Consider the following 19,115-nt stretch of genomic DNA (forward strand, 5'->3'; position numbering starts at 1 on the left):
GTCCAACCGCGGATGCACCTGCCCCGGATTGCACTTAGCTCCATCCGGGCTACGCAGGCGTCAGTTCAGCACCCTTTTCCCGCCCGGGCTCGGACTGTCGAGCGAGAACGTCGGCACGTCGATCTCGAAGCGCTCGCCGGTTTCGCTGACCATCTGGTAGCGGCCGGTCATGAAGCCCGAGGCGGTCGAGAGCGGCACGCCGGAGGTGTATTCGAAGCGCTCGCCGGGGGCCAGGATCGGCTGCTCGCCGACCACCCCCTCGCCCTTCACCTCCTGCTGGCGGCCGGAGGCATCGGTAATGATCCAGTGCCGCGTCCGCAGTTGCACCGTTTCCGGGCCCGAATTGACGATCACGATCTTGTACGACCAGAAATATTCGCGCCGGTCGACCGACGAGCGCTCCGGCATGAAGTTCGGCTCGACGGTGACTTCGATCTGGCGGGTAACGGCGCGGTACATGCGGCTCAATCCGATGGTCCTGGCGCATGCTCCGTTTTCGACCGGATCATGCTCAAACAGGGCGCTATCATAGCCAATTGGTCAGCCGGAACCAATCGCCTGCCAGGCCGTGAAAAGGCGGACTTGGAAAGCGGGACTTGGAAAGCCGGATTTGGGGCGGTCCGTTCATCGCGGTTTCAACATAGTTCCCCTCTAAAGCGCGGCCGCATGCCGCCGCACTCCGTGCTTTGTCGGCAACTCGCGGACCGATATTATCTTTTCAGCACGGCGTGCGGGGCGTCCGCAGCCGACACGGTGTTTGATGAGCTCGATTGCCGACCCCATAGCCGGTTCGCCGGCGGCCGACGCCAAGACCGAAGTAAAGGCTGAGGCCGAGGCGAAGGTTGCTGCGCCGGCCATCACGCTGCCCGCCATCGGCGAGCGCGAGCTCCGGCTCGATCTGTTCCGCGGGCTCGCGCTGTGGCTGATCTTCATCGACCACCTGCCGCCGAGTCTGTTGACCTGGTTCACGATCCGCAATTACGGCTTCAGCGACGCCACCGAGATCTTCATCTTCATCTCCGGCTACACCGCCGCCTTCGTCTACGGCCGGGCGATGCTGGAGAGCGGCGTCGTCATCGCCACCGCGCGCATCCTGCGCCGGGTCTGGCAGATCTACGTCGCCCACGTCTTCCTGTTCACGATCTTCCTTGCTGAAATCTCCTATGTGGCGACCAGGTTCGAGAACCCGCTCTACACCGAAGAGATGGGCATCATGGACTTCCTCAAGCAGCCGGACGTCACCATCGTGCAGGCGCTGCTCCTGCGCTTTCGTCCCGTCAACATGGACGTGCTGCCGCTCTACATCGTGCTGATGCTGGCGCTGCCCCTGATCCTGTGGTCGATGAAATGGCGGCCCGACGTCACCCTCGGCCTTTCGGTCCTGCTCTACGCGGTCACCTGGGAGTACGATCTCTATCTGTCGGCCTATCCGAACGGCTTCTGGGCCTTCAATCCCTTTGCCTGGCAATTGCTGTTCGTGTTCGGAGCCTGGTGCGCGCTCGGAGGTGCGCGCCGCATGTCGCGTATTCTGTCGTCACGCGTCACGATGTGGCTCGCGATCGCCTATCTCGTCGCGTCGTTCTACGTGACGCTGACCTGGTATGTGCCGCAGCTCTCCCAGTTCATGCCGAAGCTGGTCGAGCAATGGATGTATCCGATCAACAAGACCGATCTTGACGTGCTGCGCTTCACGCATTTCCTGGCGCTGGCCGCGCTCACGGTGCGCTTCCTGCCGCGGGACTGGCCGGGCCTGAAGTCGCCCTGGCTGCGGCCGCTAATCCTGTGCGGCCAGCATTCCCTTGAGATATTCTGCCTCGGGGTCTTCCTCGCCTTCGCCGGTCACTTCGTGCTTGCCGAAGTCTCTGGCGGTGCCGCACTGCACGCCTTGATCAGCGTCTGCGGCATCCTCATCATGTGCGGCATGGCGTGGATCATTTCGTGGTACAAGCACTCCGCCGACAAAGGCGCCTCGAAAAAAGGCGCCGCCGGCAACGCCGATCTGGCGGGAGGGGGAGCATGAAGTCCGCGCGGACGATGCTGGGCCTGACGCTGCTCGCAGCCTGCCTGACGGCCGGTTTGGCGGCGGCGCCCGCGCGCGCCGGCGACACCGCGGAGCCGCCACCGCCGCCGCCCTGCGACGTGCCTGCCTATCTGCTTACGAGCGAGAGCTCGCTGCCCAAGGTCACCGACGCCATCAAGTCCAACCGGCCGCTCAACGTGCTGGTGGTCGGCAGCCGCTCCTCGACCATCCAGGGCAACGAGGCGAGCGCCTATCCGGCCACGCTGCAGGCGGCGCTGAAGGAAGCGTTGCCGTCATCGACGATCGATCTATCCGTAGAACTACAGGGTAAGAGCACCGCCGAGGAGACCGCGGGAACTCTTGTTAAGCTTGTTAAAGCAAAAAAGCCTACTTTGGTTATCTGGCAGACCGGAACCGTCGATGCTATGCGAGCGGTCGATCCCGACGATTTCCGTACCGCCATCAACGAAGGCGTTGTTGCGTTGCGGGACGCCGGGACTGACGTGGTGCTGGTCAATCTGCAATACAGCCCGCGTACGGAGACGATGATCTCTGCGCCGCCCTATCTCGACAACATGAAGGTGGTGGCACAGCAGCACGACGTTCCGCTGTTCGACCGGTTCGCGATTATGAAGCAGTGGAGCGACGCCGGATATTTTGACCTGTTCAGCACCTCGCATGGTGTCGATCTGGCCAAGAAGGTTCATGCCTGTCTCGGCCGCGCACTGGCGAAATTCGTGATCGATGCGGCCCATCTGGGCCCGGTGCAGCAGAATTAAGGAAGCAGAGTAAATGCGTTTTGCCTTCCCTTTTCGCGCTTCCGCAGGGCGAGGTCTCTGCGCCGTTGCGGTGCTGACGCTGCTCGCGGTCGTGCCGTCGCGCGCGCAGACCGACCAGCATGCAGCGCTTTCGTCCGACGGCAAGACCGAGGCTGCAAAGCCTGATGCGATGCAGCCCGCTGCGACGGCCGATGCGACCAATCCGCCGCAACCCGGCGTCGCCGCGAAGGCGCTCGACAGGGTGAAGCAGGCCGCGAAATCAGCCAGCGACATCTTCCACCGCGTGCCCTGTCATCAGCCCAAGGGCGTGCCGAACAGCACCGGCTCGCTGCCGCATGTCGCGGCCAAGCTCGCCGCCGGCAAGCCGGTCGTCATCATCGCGTTCGGCTCGTCCTCGACCCAGGGTTATGGATCGTCGGCGCCGGAATTCACCTATCCGAACCGGCTGGCCGGACAGTTGCGCCGGCAGTATCCGTCCGCCGACATCACCGTGCTCAATCGCGGCAAGGGCGGCGAGGACGCGCCCGAGATGATGGCGCGGCTGCAAACCGAAGTGATCGACGTCCATCCCGACATGGTAATCTGGCAGGTCGGCACCAACGCCGTGCTGCGCAATCTCGATCCCGGCGAAACCGCCAAGATGGTGGAGGACGGCATGGCGCGCCTTCAGGCGTCAGGCGCCGACATCGTGCTGGTCGATCCGCAATATTCGCCGGCCGTCAACCAGCGCGCCGAGAGCGCAGGCAAGATGGTGAAGCTGCTCAGCAAGGTCGCCGAGCTCCGTCACGTCGGAATCTTCCCGCGCTTCGAGGTGATGCGCGACTGGCATGAGAAGCAGGCCATTCCGGTCGAGGGCTTCGTGATCGCCGATGGCCTGCACATGAACGATTGGGGCTATGCCTGCTTCGCTCAGCTGTTGGGTGACGACATCATCCGTTCCGTCGGCCAGATCAAGCTCGGGGTGAACGTGCCCGCGGACGTGCGGACGTACCGGCCGATGTGATCGGCTCTCTCTTCGCGGACCCGTTGGCGCGCGTCAGAGATGTAGGTGCATGAATCACCAGCGGCACCAAACATTCAATGTCGTCCGGCCTAGTGCGCAATTGCGCACTAGGCCGGGACGACAGCGGAGCGTGTGGCGCCACTCGCGCCTTAGGGCCACGGGTCGCTCACCACCACCTTCCCAAGCTTGACCTTGCCACGGTAATCCGCTCCTTTGGCCTTGACGCATTCTCCTAAGCGCCAAAGGAAACGCTCATGTCTTTCGTGCTGGCCATCGATCAGGGCACCACATCGTCGCGCGCCATGGTGTTTCGCGGCGACATCTCCATCGCCGCCGTCGCGCAGCAAGAGTTCCCGCAGCACTTTCCGGCCTCGGGCTGGGTCGAGCACGAGCCGGAGGACATCTGGACCTCGACCGTGATGGTCTGCCGCGAGGCGATCGAGCAGGCCGGCATCAGCGCCAAGGATATTGCCGCGATCGGCATCACCAACCAGCGCGAGACCACGGTGGTGTGGGACCGCGCCACCGGCCAGGCCGTGCACCGCGCCATCGTGTGGCAGGACCGCCGCACCGCCGACATCTGCGCGAAACTCAAGGCAGAGGGCCGCGAGCCGGTGATCTCCAGGAAGACCGGCCTGATCATCGATCCCTATTTCTCCGGCACCAAGGTCGCCTGGATCCTGGACCACGTCCCCGGCGCGCGGGCGCGCGCCGCGCGCGGCGAGCTGATGTTCGGCACCGTGGATTGCTACCTGCTCTGGCGCCTCACCGGCGGCAAGGTGCACGCCACCGACGCCACCAATGCCTCGCGCACGCTGCTGTTCAACATCCACACCGGCCAGTGGGACGACGAGCTGCTGGAGATCATCGGCGTGCCGCGCTCGATGCTGCCCGAGGTGAAGGATTCCTCCGCCCGCTTCGGCGAGAGCACGCCCGATTTGTTCGGCGGCGCGATCGCGATCTCCGGCATTGCCGGCGACCAGCAGGCCGCCACCATCGGCCAGGCCTGCTTCCGCCCGGGCATGATGAAGTCCACCTACGGCACCGGCTGCTTCGCGCTGCTCAACACCGGCACCACGCCGGTCGTCTCCAAGAACAAGCTGCTCACCACCGTCGCCTATCAGCTCGACGGCAAGCGCACCTACGCGCTCGAAGGCTCGATCTTCGTCGCAGGCTCGGCGGTGCAATGGCTGCGCGACGGCCTCGGCATCATCAAGCATGCCGCCGAGACCGGTCCGCTCGCCGATCAGTCGGACTCCATGCAGAGCGTCTATCTCGTCCCCGCCTTCGTCGGCATGGGCGCGCCCTACTGGAATCCGCGCGTGCGCGGCGCGTTGTTCGGCCTCACCCGCAACACCGGCCCGGCCGAGCTTGCCCACGCCGCGCTGGAAAGCGTCTGCTACCAGACCTACGACCTCTGGGCCGCGATGCGCGCGGACTGGCCGGAGGCCAACGCCGCCAACACCGTGCTCCGCGTCGACGGCGGGATGACGGCGTCGGACTGGACCATGCAGCGCCTCGCCGATCTCCTGGACGCGCCGGTCGATCGCCCCGTGATCCAGGAGACCACGGCGCTGGGCGCCGCCTACCTCGCCGGCCTCCAGGCGAGCGTCTATCCCGAGCCGACAAAATTCGCCGACAACTGGCGGCTCGAGCACCGCTTCAGGCCGGCGATGAGCCAGGCGACGCGCGAGCGCAAGCTCGCAGGCTGGGCCCGCGCGGTAAAGGGCGTGCTGGCGAGCGACGAGGGGGAATGATGAACTGATGTTGCGGCAAGCTCGCTGCACCTCTCCCGCTTGCGGGGTCGAGACGAGCGAAGCTCGCTCTTAGGTCGTAGCGCATCGTCGGATGCGCTACGGATCGGGGGCTCTCTCCTCACCAAGAGTGTCGCAAGCGGCGAAACCCCCACCCTGACCCTCTCAGCGCGAGCTTTGCCCGTCGCGCCCGCAAGCGGGAGAGGGGGCGAAGCTTCGCTGCGGCTGCTGCTCAATCTCGCCAAGTGTGCACAACAATCAATAACAACCATCGGAGAACAACATGAACACGGATCTCAACCGCGTCGCCAAGCTACTCACTGCCGCACTCTGCGCCGCAATACTTGCTGCACCCGCCACCGCGCGTGAGAAGCCGAGCCCGCTCGTCGCGGCGCGCGAGGTCAAGACCGACGTCGCCGGGCTGAAGGCGCCGGGGCAGATCCTCGTCGATGTCTGGGGCATCCCGCACATCTATGCCGGCAACGAGCACGACCTGTTCTTCCTGCAGGGCTTCAATGCCGCGCGCGATCGGCTCTGGCAGATCGATCTCTGGCGCAAGCGCGGGCTCGGCCTCTTGGCGAAGGACTTTGGCCCCGCTTATGCCGAGCAGGACAAGGCGCTGCGTCTGTTCCTCTATCGCGGCGACATGAATGCGGAATGGGCCGCCTATGGCCCGAAGGCGAAATCCTATGCAGAGGCGTTCGTCGCCGGCGTCAACGCCTATGTCGCCGACGTCCAGGCGGGCAAGCGCGCGCTGCCGATCGAGTTCAGGATCGCAGGCACGATGCCGGACCTGTGGTCGGCGGAGGATGTCGTGCGCGTCCGCAGCCACGGTCTCACGCGCAACGTCGCCTCCGAGGTGAAGCGCTCGCGGGTGGCCTGCGCTGCAGGCCTCGATGCCGATCGTTTCCGCGTCAAGCTGGAGCCCGCCTGGACCACCAGGATCCCCGACGGGCTCGATCCCTGCAGCGTGCCGAAGGCGGTGCTCGCCGCCTACGATCTTGCCACGCGGCCGGTGAAGTTCGCCGCGCCGAAGGACCAGAAGGCGGCGCTGGCGCATGATCCCGACACGTACCTCGCCGAGGCCGACCAGCAGCGCGACACCATCGGCTCCAACAACTGGGTGATCGCGGCAACGCGCACCGCGACCGGACGTCCGATCCTCGCCAACGATCCGCATCGCGAGCACTCGGTGCCGTCGCTGCGCTACATCGTCGGCCTCAACGCGCCCGGCATCTCCGTGATCGGCGCCGGCGAGCCGGCGCTGCCGGGCATCTCGATCGGCCACAACGACACCATCGCGTTCGGGCTGACCATCTTCAACGTCGACCAGGAAGACCTCTACGTCTACGAGCTCAACCCCGACAATCCGAACCAGTACCGCTATGGCAGCGGCTGGGAGGACATGCGGATCGTGCATGAGAAGGAAGCGGTGAAGGGCGAGGCCGACCGCGACCTCGAGCTGAAGTTCACCCGCCACGGCCCGGTGATCTTCGTCGACGCCGACAACAAGCATGCCTTCGCGGTGCGCTCGATCTGGTTCGAGCCAGGCACCTCGGCCTATTTCGGCTCGTCCGACTACATGACGGCGAAGAACTGGAACGGCTTCCTCGGCGCGATGCGGCGCTGGGGCGCGCCGTCGGAGAACCAGGTCTATGCCGACACGTCAGGCAACATCGGCTGGGTCGCCGCCGGCAAGACGCCGCGCCGCACCAGTTTCGACGGCCTGATGCCGGTGCCCGGCGACGGCCGCTACGAGTGGCAGGGCTTTCTGTCGCTCGACGAGTTGCCGAAGCTGTATCAGCCGAAGCAGGGCTTTATCGCCACCGCCAACCAGATGAATCTGCCGGCGGATTATCCGGTGGGTGAGCGCAGGGTCGGATTCGAATGGGCCGACAGCGCGCGCTGGCAGCGCATCACCGAGGTGCTGCAGGCCAACAGCAAGGTGACGCTGGCGGACGCGATGGCGCTGCAGAACGACGACACCGGCATGCTCGCGCGGCGCCTCGTCGCGCTGCTGAAGCCGCTCACGTCGGATGACGCGAACGTCAGGAAGGGCCTCGATCTGCTCAAGGCGTGGGATGCGCGTGATGCGGCCGATAGCGCGGCCGCCGCGGTCTACGAGGTGTGGATCGCAAACCATCTCGGCCCGGTGCTGCTCAAGACCACCGCGCCGAAGGCGGCCGAACTGATCGCGCCGGAGGCCTCCAGCATCTCCGCCATTGTCGGCTATCTCGAAAAGCCGGACGCGGCGCTCGGCAGCGATCCGGCAGCGGAGCGCGACCGCGTGCTGCGCGACAGTCTCGGCGAGGCGGTCGCCGATGTTGCCGGCAAGCTCGGGAGCGATGCGTCCTGGCGCTGGGGCCGGCTGCATGTCGCGCAATTCAATCACGCGCTGATGCCGCTCGCCGACAAGGCGACCGCGGCGCAGATGCAGGTCGGCCCGCTCGCCTTTGGCGGCGCCGCCAACGTGCCGCGCGCCGCCACCTATCGCCGCTCCGACTATCATCTGATCTCCGGCGCTTCATTCCGCATGGTGCTCGATGTCGGCAATTGGGATGCGAGCCGCGCCGTCAACACGCCCGGCCAATCCGGCGATCCCTTCAGCGGCCACTACCGCGACCTCGCGCCGCTATGGGCGACGGGCCAGTATGTGCCGCTGCTCTACAGCCGCAGCGCCGTCGAAGCCGCAACCGCGGAAGCGATCACGCTGACGCCAAGGTGAGCAGGGCGGTCGCCCAAAACTCCACTGTCGTCCCGGGCAAGCGAAGCGCGACCCGGGACCCATAACCACGAATGCTGATTGTCTTGCGATGTTGAGGCCGCAGCTTGCCTTATCAACTCAACCCTGTGGTAATGGGTCCCAGCTCCCGTGCGCAATTGCGCACTAGGCCGGGACGACACCGAGTGTTCAGCACCGCTGTAGCCGCAACCGCGGAGGCGATCACGCTGACGCCGAGGTGAGGGGGCGAGTACGTCTCACTGGCTGCGCCACAAACTCCGCCGTCGTCCCGGCGAAGGCCGGGACCCATAACCACGAATGCCAATTGTCTTGCGATGTCGAGGCCACAGCGTCGTTCAACAACGTAGTCCTGTGGTAGTGGTCCCGGCTCCCGTGCGCAATTGCGCACTAGGCCAGGACGACGTCAAACGTGTGGCGAGCACCGCGCTCACTTTTCCTGCTTCTCCTGAAGGCGGAAGCGCGACCCGGGATTCATCCATGCGAATGCCGACGCGGACTGCGGCGGTCAGCCACTATTCACTTTGTGCCATCAACGTGGCGGCGCATCGGGATCACTACAAGTTGACGTTTGCGATTTGCGCATGGACTTCCCGCGACGCTGTGCGCGGGGGTCCAAGAAGCGTCGGCCTCTGCCTGCTAGTCTGACCGATCGTGATCGCCGCCGGCCTGTGACGGTTTTCACATCCGGCGCGAGCACGTATTTTCTGGAAGCGATTGAAAGCTCAGCTGGTTACTTCACAGGAGCTGACCATGACGAAAATCATTCTTGTTTCGATCGCAGTTGCTTCTCTGTCCACGGCGGCACTCGCCGATGCACGCACGGCGCAAAACAGGGCCCACCAGCGTCTCGTGATGGGTACCACACTAAGTCCTGCCGTGCTCAATGCCAACGCCAGTCTCAATGGCGACGTCAGCGACCGCGCGATGCGTATGCGGAGTCTTCGCGAGTCCGGCTACAACCCGAAGAACGATTTCGACGCCAACGGCAACGTATGGGTCGGCAACTAACCGAGTACGGGAGGGCTTGGGGAGCCCTCCCTCAAAGCGCGTTCAAACTGATTTATCCCGCTCGTTGGACCTGGCCGCTCGAATGAGCAGCAGCGGATGCGGCGGATTACCTCGTCTGATTCTCCTGACCAGGCATTGCGCGCAGCGTTGCATTGCATCCGCGGCGACGTGCGGTTATGTCCCGCCGACAGCCTGCAACAGAGGTCGCGTGATGCTGCTGCCCGACGGTTACTCCGACATCCCCCACGGCAAGATCGCTGCCGTCGTCACCCATCTGGAAATGACCGCGCGTCCGCCGCTGCGCGATGATCCGCCCGGCGCGTGGCGCCTGTGCAAGGTCGATCCGCCCGCGCTCGACTGGTATCGCGATATCTATCGCCGGGTCGGCGAGGAGTGGCTGTGGTTCACCCGCACCGGGCTCGATGACGCTGATCTCGCCTCGAGGATCCACGGCCCCGGCAACGAGCTCTACGGGCTGGCCGTCGACGGCCAGGATGAGGGCCTGCTCGAACTTGATTTCAGCGTGGCCGGCGAATGCCAGTTGCTCTATTTCGGCGTCACCGCACCCTTGATCGGCACCGGCGCCGCCCGCTTCCTGATGAACCGCGCGCTGGAGATGGCGTGGTCACGCGACGTCGGCCGCGTCTGGGTCCACACCTGCACTTTCGACCATCCATCGGCCGTCGCGTTCTATCAGCGCTCCGGCTTTCGTGCGTTCAAGCGGCAGATCGAGGTGGCGGATGATCCGAGGCTCGACGGTAAACTGCCGCGCGACTCGGCGAGGCATGTGCCGGTGATCGGGTAGCTGCTGCCACAAACTCCGCCGTCGTCCCGGGCAAGCGCAAGCGCGACCCGGGACCCATAACCACCGAAGTGAGTTGGTTTGCGTCGCTGGGGCTCCAGCCTTCACCACAACGGGGGCCGGTGGTTATGGGTCCCTGCTTTCGCAGGGACGACACTGAATATGTGGGTCAATTGCCGGCATGCGTCACTGGAATGACTCAGTGTCTTGCAACGCCGCGCGGCCCATCTAGGATGGTGCAAAGCGCAACCTTTGACCCCGGCTTGGCCGCCACACCTTCGAAAGCCCTGCTTTCGCGGCAACGGCCTGCCGCGGCATGACCGACGAGATGCCAGATGTTTCTGATCGGCCAGTACGACTCGCCCTTTGTCCGCCGCACCGCGATCGCGCTGCGGCTCTATGGATTGCCTTCGAGCACAAGCCGTGGTCGACCTTCGGCGACGCCGACAAGATCGCGCCGTACAATCCGCTGCGCCGGGTGCCGACCCTGGTGCTCGACGACGGCGAGGCGCTGATCGAGAGCGGCGCGATCCTGGATTATCTCGACGAGTTGGTCGGTCCGGACAAGGCGATGATCGCGCGCTCGGGCGAGGGGCGGCGCAAGCATCTGCGCATCACGGCGCTGGCGACCGGGCTCGCCGACAAGGCGGTGAGCCTTGTCTATGAGCACGTGCTGCGCAAGGAGCAGTTGAAGCTCTGGGTCGAGCGCTGCGAGGCGCAGATCGCGGGCGTGCTCGCGGTGCTGGAGCAGGAGCGCGCGGCGGTGCAGACGCCGTACTGGCTGGAGAATCGCATCGGTCATGCCGACGTCGCGGTGGCCTGCGCGCTGCGCTTCACCGGCGAGGCGCATCCGCACCTGTTCGACGCGCGCTATCCGGCGCTCAAGGCCCACGCCGCGCGCTGCGAGGCGCTGCCGCCGTTCCAGGAGATCGTCCAGCCGCTGGCGCCGCCGAAGGGGTAGGGGGTGTGCGTCTTCCTCCGTCGTCATTCCCCGGTGCGCAATCGCGCACCTGAGGGCGTGCGGAGCATGAACCCGGAATCCATTTTTACCCATGTGATGTGGCCCGATGGCTTCCGGGTTCTCGCTTCGCGAGCCCCGGAATGACGAAGAAATGCCGTGCAGCAAACTCCTCGTCGTCCTGGCGAAAGCGGGGAGGTAGATTCACATTCGAAGTGCAACACTTGAGCAAAGGCCTCGGCAGGCGTGCGGTAGTCAAGGCATTTGCGCGGGGTGTTGTTGTAGGCGGCGATGAACTGGCGGAATTTGGCGGTCGAGAGGGTTACGAGATCGGTCTTGCGGGGAATAAAGCGGCGCATCCTGCCGATAGCGTTCTCGATGCCGCCCTTCTGCCAGGGGGCGTGGGGATCGCAGAAGAAGGTCTCGATCGAGAGGCGGTGCAGCGCCAGGTGACCGGCGAACTCGGTGCCGTTGTCGAAGGTCACGGTCTGGCGCAGCTCCTGTGGCAGGGTCGCGAAGAAGCCCACGAGATGGCGGGCGACACCGCGCGCGACCTTGCTGGCAAGGCGGATGCCGAGCAGCAGACGCGAGGTGCGCTCGTGCACGGTCAGCACGGCCTGACCGTATTTCGAGAACATCATCAGGTCGGCCTCCCAGTGTCCGGGCACGCTGCGGTCGGCCACTTCGATCGGCCGATTTGCCAAGGAAACACGGCCTTCGATGAAGCTTGCGGGGCTGCCGCCCCTCTTGCCGCGGCGGCCGCGCTTGCTCTTGGCGCGCGGCAGATAGCGCCGCCAGTTGAAATCCGTGGTGCGCCTGAGTTGGGCATAGATGAAGCGGTAGATGGTCTCGTGCGAGATCACCTTGCGCCCGGACTCGCGGGCCAGCCGGCCGGCGACCTGCTCGGGCGACCAGCCCCGGCGAAGGCGTTCCAACACCGCGCGGCGCAGGCCGGGCTCCCGTTCGAGGCGTCCGCCCGTCCAGCGCCGCGCTCGCATCTGGTGCTGGGCATAGTTTGGCTTGTAGCCGACCTGGCTCCCCCGATTGCGCCTCAGTTCCCGAGAGACCGTTGATGGCGAGCGATCCAGAGCTGCCGCGATTTGCCGGACCGAGCTGCCATTGGCCGATAGGCAGGCAATCTCGCATCGGTCGTCCAGAGAGAGCTGCTTGTAAGTCCGCCCCATGGCAACACCTCCTCAAGGAAGTGTTGCACTTCGTTTGCGAACTCAGGGGACCCATTACCCCAAATCTTAATTGCTGCGCGATGCTGGGGCCGCCATCCCGTTCATCACCGAGTGCGGTGGTTATGGGTCCGGCTTTCGCCAGGACGACGGCGGTGAATGCGGAGCCGGTGATGGTCAGTCGCGGGCAACACCACCCCCCGCGTCTGGGCGACCCCGCAGCGCTTCGGGCTACCCATTGCCGGTCCGATCTTCTATGGTGAACCGTTCGGGTCGCACGAGGCGAACTCGATAATTCCATGATATCAAAGGCTTAAGGCTCGGATCGAAGCCTTTGGAGGGCAGTTTGACTCGTTATATCTCGACCCGGGGCGAGGCCCCCGAACTCGGCTTCTGTGACGTGATGCTGACCGGGCTTGCCCGCGACGGGGGCCTGTATGTGCCGGCGACCTGGCCACAGCTCCCGACCGAGATGATCGCCGGCTTCTTCGGCCGGCCCTATTGGGAGGTCGCGGTCGAGCTGATTCGTCCCTTCGCCGGCGGCGAGATTTCGGACGCCGAGCTTGGTCGTATGGCGAACGAGGCCTATGCCACCTTCCGCCATCCCGCGGTGGTGCCGCTGCGCCAGATGTCGCCGCACCAGTTCGTGCTGGAGCTGTTCCACGGTCCGACGCTCGCCTTCAAGGACGTCGCGATGCAGCTGATCTCGCGGCTGATGGACCATGTGCTCGCCAAGCGCGGCCAGCGCACCACCATCGTGGTCGCCACCTCCGGCGATACCGGCGGTGCGGCGGTCGAAGCCTTTGCGGGACTCGAGAATGTCGATCTCATCGTGCTGTTTCCGCACGGCCGCATCTCAGAGGTGCAGCGGCGGATGATGACGTCGACGGGCGCGGCCAACGTCCATGCGCTCGCCATCGAGGGCACCTTCGACGATTGCCAGGCGATCGTGAAGGGGATGTTCAACAACCATCGCTTCCGCGACCAGGTGGCGTTGTCGGGCGTCAACTCGATCAACTGGGCGCGCATCGTGGCGCAAGTGGTCTATTACTTCAGCTCGGCGGTCGCGCTCGGCTCGCCGCAGCGCACTGTTGACTTCACGGTGCCGACAGGCAATTTCGGCGACATCTTCGCCGGCTACGTCGCCAAGCGCATGGGGCTGCCGGTGCGGACCCTGCGCATCGCCGCCAACGTCAACGACATCCTGGCGCGGACGCTGAAGACCGGAATCTACGAGGTGCGCGAGGTGCACGCGACGGCGTCGCCGTCGATGGACATCCAGATCTCGTCCAATTTCGAGCGGTTGCTGTTCGAGGCGAGCCGGCGCGATGCAGCAGGCGTGCGCCGGCTGATGGAGTCGCTGAAGCAGTCCGGACGTTTCGTGCTGCCCGACGCGACGCTCGCCGCGATCCGCGAGGAGTTCGATGCAGGGCGCGCCGACGAGACCGAGACTGCGGCTGCGATCCGCGCCGCCTGGCGCGAAGCAGGCGAACTGGTCGATCCCCATACGGCGGTGGCGCTCGCCGTCGCGGACCGCGATACCTCGGATTCCAAGATCCCGAACATCGTGCTGTCGACCGCGCACGCGGCCAAATTCCCCGACGCGGTGGAAGCCGCCTGCGGGGTGCGTCCGCAGCTGCCGGTCTGGCTCGGAGGCCTGATGAGCAAATTCGAACATATCACGGTCATGAAGAATGATTCCGCCGAGGTCGAGCGCTTCGTGCTGGCGGTCAGCCGTGCTGCCAAGCAGGGAGTTGCCTGATGGGCGTTGAAATCACGAAGCTGCCGAGCGGCCTGACCGTCGTCACCGACGAGATGCCCCATCTCGAGACTGCGGCGCTCGGCGTCTGGGCCGGCGTCGGCGGACGCGACGAGAAGCCGAACGAGCATGGCATCTCGCACCTGCTCGAGCACATGGCGTTCAAGGGTACGACCAAGCGCTCCTCGCGCGAGATCGTCGAGGAGATCGAGGCGGTCGGCGGCGACCTCAATGCCGGCACCTCGACCGAGACCACGTCCTACTACGCGCGGGTGCTGAAGGCCGACGTGCCGCTCGCGCTCGACGTGCTCGCCGACATCCTCGCCAATCCCGCCTTCGAGCCCGACGAGCTGGAGCGCGAGAAGAACGTGATCGTGCAGGAGATCGGTGCCGCGCAGGACACGCCCGACGATGTCGTGTTCGAGCACCTGAACGAGCTCTGTTATCCTGACCAGCCGATGGGCCGCTCCCTGCTCGGCACTGCCAAGACCCTGCGCGCCTTCAACCGCGACATGCTGCGCGGCTACCTCTCGACGCACTATCGCGGGCCCGACATGGTGGTGGCGGCGGCCGGCGCGGTCGATCACGCGCGGATCGTCGAGGACGTCACGCAGAAGTTTGCAAGCTTCGACGCCACGCCGGCGCCGCAGCCGCAGGCCGCGATGTTCGGCACGGGCGGCTCGCGGGTGGTGCATCGCGAGCTCGAGCAGGCGCATCTGACGCTGGCGCTGGAAGGCGTGCCGCAGAGCGACGCGTCGCTGTTCTCGCTCCAGGTCTTCACCAACATCCTCGGCGGCGGAATGTCGTCGCGCCTGTTCCAGGAGGTGCGCGAGAAGCGCGGCCTCTGCTACTCCATCTACACCTTCCACGCGCCTTATACCGACACCGGCTTCTTCGGCCTCTACACCGGCACCGACCCGGCCGACGCGCCGGAGATGATGGAGGTCGTGGTCGACATCATGAATGATTCGGTGGAGACGCTGACCGAGGCCGAGATCGCCCGGGCCAAGGCGCAGATGAAGGCGGGCCTGCTGATGGCCCTGGAGAGCTGCTCCTCCCGTGCCGAGCAGCTTGCCCGGCATGTGCTCGCCTATGGGCGGCCGCAGACGGCGCAGGAACTGGTGGCCCGGATCGATGCCGTCAGCATCGAATCGACGAGGGACGCGGCGCGTGCGCTGCTGTCGCGGAGCCGGCCCGCCGTTGTCGCATTGGGCAGTGGCAGGGGTCTGGACACGGCCGTATCTTTTGCGGAAGGATTGACGAAGTCGAAGGCAAAGACGCTGCTGCACTAAGGGGGCCGCGAGGCTCGGGGCAGGGTGTCACGCCCGAATGGGCGGGGGAGTGTTGGGCCATGGCCCTGTTTCGTTTGCCGTCCAATGGACCCGCTGCACTGATGCCGCGCGGTCACGGGCTCTTGCTGCGCGCGCCGCAGATGTCGGATTTCCCGCAATGGGCGCAATTGCGCGAATTCAGCCGCGCCTATCTCACGCCGTGGGAACCGATCTGGCCCTCCGACGACCTGACCCGCGCCGGCTTCCGCCGCAGGCTGCGCCGCTACACCGAGGATATCGCCGCCGACCGCTCCTATCCGTTCATCATCTTCCGCGAATTGGACGGGGTGATGGTCGGCGGCATCACGCTTGCCAACGTCCGGCGTGGCATCGTGCAGGCCGGCACCATCGGCTATTGGGTCGGCCAGCCTCATGCCCATCGCGGCTACATGACGGCCGCGCTGCGGGTGCTGCTGCCGACGCTGTTCGGCGAGCTCAATCTGCACCGGGTCGAGGCCGCCTGCATCCCCACCAATGCGCCGTCGATCCGGGTGCTGGAGAAGTGCGGCTTCTCGCGCGAGGGCCTGGCGCGCCGTTATCTCTGCATCAATGGGATCTGGCAGGATCACCTGCTGTTCGGCCTGCTGCACGAGGATTTCCGCGGCTGATCCGTAAGCCTTTTTGCGGAGGGCGGTGCCGCCCTCGATGCCTTGGGTTCGCCGCCATTGCCTTGCTATAACGGCCGCGAAACAGGGAACCCGGTTGGGAAATTTGAGGATATTGATGGGTGAAAGGGTGATCAGGTTCGCGCTCGCAGCGGCGGTATCGATCGGTCTCGGTGCCACGCTGCTGCCTTCGGCAGCTTCCGCGCAGTCGCTGAGCGACCGCTTCAAGAGCCTGTTCGGCGGCAGCTCGTCCGACCAGGACAAGCCGGCGACGCCCGCGGCGCCGCAGCAGCTCAACGATGCCGACGCTGAACTGACCTGCCCGCCGGTGCAGATCCGCTCCGGGGCCTCGACCTATTCGGTGGCCGCGAACGGCAAGGAAGCGGTCGGCAACGACGTCAAGTTCCTGGCCTCGATCACGCGCACAGCGCGGCAATGCAATCTGAACAGCGGCCAGATCACGGCCAAGATCGGCATCCAGGGGCGGATCATTGTCGGTCCCCAGGGCGCGCCACCGAGCATTCAGGTGCCGCTGCGCGTCGCCGTGGTGCAGGGCGGCGTCGGCGAGAAGACGATCATGACCAAGGCCTACACCACCACGGTGCAGATGGACGAAAGCGGCAGCGTGCCATTCAGCCTGGTTGCCGAGGACGTCGTCTATCCGGCGCCGTCGCCGGCCGACAACGACAATTACATCTTCTATATCGGCTTCGACCCGCAGGCCCTGAAGCCGGAGCCCAAGGCCCGCGCGCCGCACAAGAAGAAGTAACAGAGCGTTTTCGAGCGACGTGGATACCGGTCGCGTGAAGAAAACGCGTCAAACGGACGAATTTGGACAAAACAAAAGGCCGGCGCGATGAGCTCGCGCCGGCCTTTTTTTAAGGAGTTGAGATCGCGTCAGTTCAGCTTGGAGCGGACTTCCGCGATGCCCTTGCCGACGAGGTCGTCGGCAACCGAGCCCTTGACCGACTGCGACAGGATGGTCGAGGCGGCGGTCACGGCGGCGTTGGCCGCGGCGGCGCGGACATCGGCCACGGCCTGGGCCTCGGCCTGGGCGATCTTGCTCTCGGCGGTCTTGGTCCGCCGCGCGACAAAATCTTCCATCTTGGTCTTGGCTTCGGCCGCGATCCGCTCGGCTTCGGCCTTGGCGCTGGAGATGATCTCCTCGGCCTCGCGCTCCGCGCTGGCGCGGCGCGCCTTGTACTCGCCGAGCAGCTTATTGGCCTCGTCCTTCAGACGGCGGGCGTCCTCCAGCTCGGCCTTGATGCGCTCGGCGCGGTGGTCGAGCGCCGTCAGCAGGGTGCGATGGACGCCGAGATAGCCGAACACGACCAGCAGAATGACGAAGGCGATCGCAACCCAGGTTTCCGGTTCGTAAAACATCGTCTATCCCTTCAGCGACGCGTCGACGGCGCTGTTGACCGCATTGGCGTCCGGCGTGACGCCGGCAAGTTGCTGGACGATGGCGCCGGCCGCATCCGCCGCGATGCCGCGGACGTTGCTCATGGCGTTGGTCCTCGTCGTTGCGATCTGCTTCTCGGCGTCGGCGAGCTTTGCCGCCAGCTTCGCTTCCAGCGCCTTGCGCTCGGCTTCCGAGGCCGCGTTCAGCTTCTCGCGGGTCTCGTTGCCGATCGCCTGCGCGTTGGCGCGCGCATTCGCCAGCTCGGTCTCGTAGGCCTTCAGCGCCGCGTCGGACTCGTCCTTCAGCTTCTGCGCCTCGGCCAGATCGCCCTCGATCTTGTTCTGACGTGCATCGATCGTCCCGCCGACGCGCGGCAGGGCGATACGCGACACGATCAGGTAGAGCGCGACAAATGCAATCGCCAGCGACACCAGCTGCGAGGCGAAATTGGACGAATCGAACGGCGGAAAGGCTCCGCCGTGATGTCCGCCGTCGGTCTCGGTGTGGGCGCCGGCTTTCTGGCCTTTTGCCTCGCCATGACTCTCAGCCATGGTGTTCTCCTGTTGCTGTCATGCACGCCGCCCTTGGAACGACCCTTGGGCGGCGCGAAGGGGTTACCGCAAAGCGGAACCGGGTTACCGCAGAGCGGAACCGGGGTGCCGTTCAGAGCGGGACGAACAGCAGCAGCAGAGCGATCAGCAGCGAGAAGATGCCGAGCGCTTCGGTCACGGCGAAGCCGAAAATCAGGTTGCCGAACTGGCCCTGGGCAGCTGCCGGGTTGCGCATGGCGGCGGACAGATAATTGCCGAAGATGAAGGCCACGCCGATGCCGGCGCCGCCCATGCCGATGCACGCGATGCCCGCGCCAATAAGTTTTGCTGCTGCCGGTTCCATATGTAGCTCCTTGAGAAAGATAGACAGATTGGTGGGTGGAGATTCCCCGGACCGCTCAGTGTCCAGGGTGAATGGCGTCGTTCAGGTAGATACAGGTCAAGATCGCGAACACATAGGCTTGCAGGAACGCGACCAGCAGTTCGAGCGCGGTGAGCGCGACGGCGAGCGCCAGCGGCATCACGCCGCCGATCCAGCCGACCACGCCAAGCGAGGCGCCCAGCATGGCGACGAAGCCGGCGAACACCTTCAGAGCGATGTGGCCGGCCAGCATGTTCGCGAAAAGTCGAACGCTGTGCGAGACCGGGCGCAGGAAGAACGACAGCACCTCGATCGCCATGACCAGCGGCAGGATGTAGCCCGGAACGCCCTGGGGGACGAAGATGCTGAAGAATTTCAGGCCGTTCTTGTAGAGGCCGTAGATCAGCACCGTGAAGAACACCAGCAGCGCAAGCGCCGCGGTGACGATGAGGTGGCTCGTGACAGTGAACGTGTAAGGAACGATGCCGACCAGGTTCGACACGCAGATGAACATGAAAAGTGAGAAGATCAGCGGGAAGAACCGCATGCCGTCCGCGCCGGCAGTGCTCCGGATCATGCTGGCCACGAACTCATAGGAGAGTTCGGCCACAGACTGCAGGCGACCAGGAACCAGTTCCCGGCCGCTCGCCAGCATCAGCAGCGCAATCAGCAGCACTGCGATGAACATGTAGAGAGAGGCATTGGTGAAGGCGATCGTTTGGTCGCCGATACGGCCGATCGTGAAGAGCGGTTCGACGTTGAACTGGTGGATCGGGTCGATTTTCATCCGCGCGGCTCTTGGTCCACCGGCTATCGTGCCGGTAATCGAATTTCAAATGTCGTGACTTCCCGCCAGCG

17 protein-coding genes and 1 pseudogene are annotated in these 19,115 nt (G+C 65.2%); 12 read left to right on the plus strand and 6 right to left on the minus strand.

Annotated features, from left to right (window positions below; translation table 11 throughout):
• Window positions 1-60 precede the first annotated feature (60 nt).
• Window positions 61-459, minus strand: coding sequence for a Co2+/Mg2+ efflux protein ApaG (gene apaG / locus RX327_RS04510; protein ID WP_317249597.1), 399 nt, complete (start codon window positions 457-459; stop codon window positions 61-63).
• Between the two features lie 301 nt (window positions 460-760).
• Here apaG and RX327_RS04515 point away from each other — a divergent pair, with 301 nt between their 5' ends.
• From RX327_RS04515 to RX327_RS04550, 8 genes and pseudogenes are all read left to right on the plus strand, one after another.
• Complete coding sequence (locus tag RX327_RS04515) at window positions 761-2,020, plus strand: OpgC domain-containing protein (RefSeq protein WP_317249598.1); 1,260 nt, start codon at window positions 761-763, stop codon at window positions 2,018-2,020.
• Window positions 2,017-2,799: an SGNH/GDSL hydrolase family protein gene (locus RX327_RS04520; protein ID WP_410712138.1), complete on the plus strand. Its 783-nt coding sequence runs from the start codon at window positions 2,017-2,019 to the stop codon at window positions 2,797-2,799. The genes RX327_RS04515 and RX327_RS04520 overlap by 4 nt, the downstream gene beginning before the upstream one ends.
• A gap of 13 nt (window positions 2,800-2,812) precedes the next feature.
• Entirely contained in the window at window positions 2,813-3,802 is a 990-nt protein-coding gene (locus tag RX327_RS04525; protein WP_317249600.1) for an SGNH/GDSL hydrolase family protein, read from the plus strand.
• Window positions 3,803-4,056: 254 nt separating this feature from the next.
• Window positions 4,057-5,559, plus strand: a complete 1,503-nt coding sequence (gene glpK, locus RX327_RS04530) for a glycerol kinase GlpK (RefSeq protein ID WP_317249601.1) — start codon at window positions 4,057-4,059, stop codon at window positions 5,557-5,559.
• A 280-nt stretch (window positions 5,560-5,839) separates the two neighbouring features.
• The gene (locus RX327_RS04535) at window positions 5,840-8,281 is read left to right on the plus strand and encodes a penicillin acylase family protein (protein WP_050384731.1); all 2,442 of its coding nucleotides are present in this window, start codon (window positions 5,840-5,842) and stop codon (window positions 8,279-8,281) included.
• Window positions 8,282-9,049: 768 nt separating this feature from the next.
• Window positions 9,050-9,307, plus strand: coding sequence for a hypothetical protein (locus RX327_RS04540; RefSeq protein ID WP_152977611.1), 258 nt, complete (start codon window positions 9,050-9,052; stop codon window positions 9,305-9,307).
• 211 nt (window positions 9,308-9,518) lie between these two features.
• The gene (locus RX327_RS04545) at window positions 9,519-10,112 is read left to right on the plus strand and encodes a GNAT family N-acetyltransferase (protein ID WP_317249602.1); all 594 of its coding nucleotides are present in this window, start codon (window positions 9,519-9,521) and stop codon (window positions 10,110-10,112) included.
• A 332-nt stretch (window positions 10,113-10,444) separates the two neighbouring features.
• Window positions 10,445-11,070 (plus strand): annotated as a pseudogene (locus tag RX327_RS04550) (glutathione S-transferase family protein).
• Between the two features lie 23 nt (window positions 11,071-11,093).
• Here the strand turns inward: RX327_RS04550 and RX327_RS04555 are convergent.
• Entirely contained in the window at window positions 11,094-12,251 is a 1,158-nt protein-coding gene (locus RX327_RS04555; protein WP_317249603.1) for an IS30 family transposase, read from the minus strand.
• A 343-nt stretch (window positions 12,252-12,594) separates the two neighbouring features.
• Between RX327_RS04555 and thrC the strand changes: the two genes are divergently transcribed.
• The 4 genes from thrC (at window position 12,595) to RX327_RS04575 (ending at window position 16,712) form a co-directional block, all read left to right on the plus strand.
• A complete protein-coding gene (thrC, locus tag RX327_RS04560; protein ID WP_317249604.1) occupies window positions 12,595-14,010 on the plus strand; it encodes a threonine synthase in 1,416 nt (471 codons plus the stop codon).
• A complete protein-coding gene (locus tag RX327_RS04565) occupies window positions 14,010-15,299 on the plus strand; it encodes a pitrilysin family protein (RefSeq protein WP_317249605.1) in 1,290 nt (429 codons plus the stop codon). Before thrC ends, RX327_RS04565 begins: the two co-directional genes overlap by 1 nt.
• Window positions 15,300-15,358: 59 nt before the next feature.
• Window positions 15,359-15,946: a GNAT family protein gene (locus tag RX327_RS04570; protein ID WP_317249606.1), complete on the plus strand. Its 588-nt coding sequence runs from the start codon at window positions 15,359-15,361 to the stop codon at window positions 15,944-15,946.
• A 115-nt stretch (window positions 15,947-16,061) separates the two neighbouring features.
• Window positions 16,062-16,712, plus strand: coding sequence for a hypothetical protein (locus RX327_RS04575; protein ID WP_317249607.1), 651 nt, complete (start codon window positions 16,062-16,064; stop codon window positions 16,710-16,712).
• A gap of 128 nt (window positions 16,713-16,840) precedes the next feature.
• Here RX327_RS04575 and RX327_RS04580 read toward each other — a convergent pair whose 3' ends face one another.
• From RX327_RS04580 to RX327_RS04595, 4 genes are all read right to left on the minus strand, one after another.
• Window positions 16,841-17,326: an ATP F0F1 synthase subunit B gene (locus RX327_RS04580; RefSeq protein ID WP_028333736.1), complete on the minus strand. Its 486-nt coding sequence runs from the start codon at window positions 17,324-17,326 to the stop codon at window positions 16,841-16,843.
• 3 nt (window positions 17,327-17,329) lie between these two features.
• Entirely contained in the window at window positions 17,330-17,896 is a 567-nt protein-coding gene (locus tag RX327_RS04585; protein ID WP_028333735.1) for a F0F1 ATP synthase subunit B, read from the minus strand.
• Window positions 17,897-18,008: 112 nt separating this feature from the next.
• Window positions 18,009-18,239, minus strand: coding sequence for a F0F1 ATP synthase subunit C (locus RX327_RS04590; RefSeq protein WP_317249609.1), 231 nt, complete (start codon window positions 18,237-18,239; stop codon window positions 18,009-18,011).
• Window positions 18,240-18,294: 55 nt separating this feature from the next.
• On the minus strand, window positions 18,295-19,044 hold the full coding sequence (locus tag RX327_RS04595; RefSeq protein ID WP_317249610.1) for a F0F1 ATP synthase subunit A: 750 nt from the start codon (window positions 19,042-19,044) through the stop codon (window positions 18,295-18,297).
• Window positions 19,045-19,115: the final 71 nt, after the last annotated feature.

The sequence above is a fragment of the Bradyrhizobium sp. BEA-2-5 genome, from assembly GCF_032918025.1.
Lineage (GTDB): Bacteria > Pseudomonadota > Alphaproteobacteria > Rhizobiales > Xanthobacteraceae > Bradyrhizobium > Bradyrhizobium pachyrhizi.

Excerpts from the sequence above, each read along its gene's own strand:
- RX327_RS04525 (WP_317249600.1), top strand. The coding sequence starts at position 2,813 with ATGCGTTTTGCCTTCCCTTTTCGCGCTTCCGCAGGGCGAGGTCTCTGC.
- RX327_RS04515 (WP_317249598.1), top strand. The coding sequence starts at position 761 with ATGAGCTCGATTGCCGACCCCATAGCCGGTTCGCCGGCGGCCGACGCC.
- RX327_RS04535 (WP_050384731.1), top strand. The coding sequence starts at position 5,840 with ATGAACACGGATCTCAACCGCGTCGCCAAGCTACTCACTGCCGCACTC.
- RX327_RS04540 (WP_152977611.1), top strand. The coding sequence starts at position 9,050 with ATGACGAAAATCATTCTTGTTTCGATCGCAGTTGCTTCTCTGTCCACG.
- RX327_RS04575 (WP_317249607.1), top strand. The coding sequence starts at position 16,062 with ATGGGTGAAAGGGTGATCAGGTTCGCGCTCGCAGCGGCGGTATCGATC.
- RX327_RS04565 (WP_317249605.1), top strand. The coding sequence starts at position 14,010 with ATGGGCGTTGAAATCACGAAGCTGCCGAGCGGCCTGACCGTCGTCACC.
- RX327_RS04570 (WP_317249606.1), top strand. The coding sequence starts at position 15,359 with ATGGCCCTGTTTCGTTTGCCGTCCAATGGACCCGCTGCACTGATGCCG.
- RX327_RS04545 (WP_317249602.1), top strand. The coding sequence starts at position 9,519 with ATGCTGCTGCCCGACGGTTACTCCGACATCCCCCACGGCAAGATCGCT.
- RX327_RS04555 (WP_317249603.1), bottom strand. The coding sequence starts at position 12,251 with ATGGGGCGGACTTACAAGCAGCTCTCTCTGGACGACCGATGCGAGATT.
- RX327_RS04595 (WP_317249610.1), bottom strand. The coding sequence starts at position 19,044 with ATGAAAATCGACCCGATCCACCAGTTCAACGTCGAACCGCTCTTCACG.
- RX327_RS04585 (WP_028333735.1), bottom strand. The coding sequence starts at position 17,896 with ATGGCTGAGAGTCATGGCGAGGCAAAAGGCCAGAAAGCCGGCGCCCAC.
- RX327_RS04520 (WP_410712138.1), top strand. The coding sequence starts at position 2,017 with ATGAAGTCCGCGCGGACGATGCTGGGCCTGACGCTGCTCGCAGCCTGC.
- RX327_RS04580 (WP_028333736.1), bottom strand. The coding sequence starts at position 17,326 with ATGTTTTACGAACCGGAAACCTGGGTTGCGATCGCCTTCGTCATTCTG.
- apaG (WP_317249597.1), bottom strand. The coding sequence starts at position 459 with ATGTACCGCGCCGTTACCCGCCAGATCGAAGTCACCGTCGAGCCGAAC.
- RX327_RS04590 (WP_317249609.1), bottom strand. The coding sequence starts at position 18,239 with ATGGAACCGGCAGCAGCAAAACTTATTGGCGCGGGCATCGCGTGCATC.
- glpK (WP_317249601.1), top strand. The coding sequence starts at position 4,057 with ATGTCTTTCGTGCTGGCCATCGATCAGGGCACCACATCGTCGCGCGCC.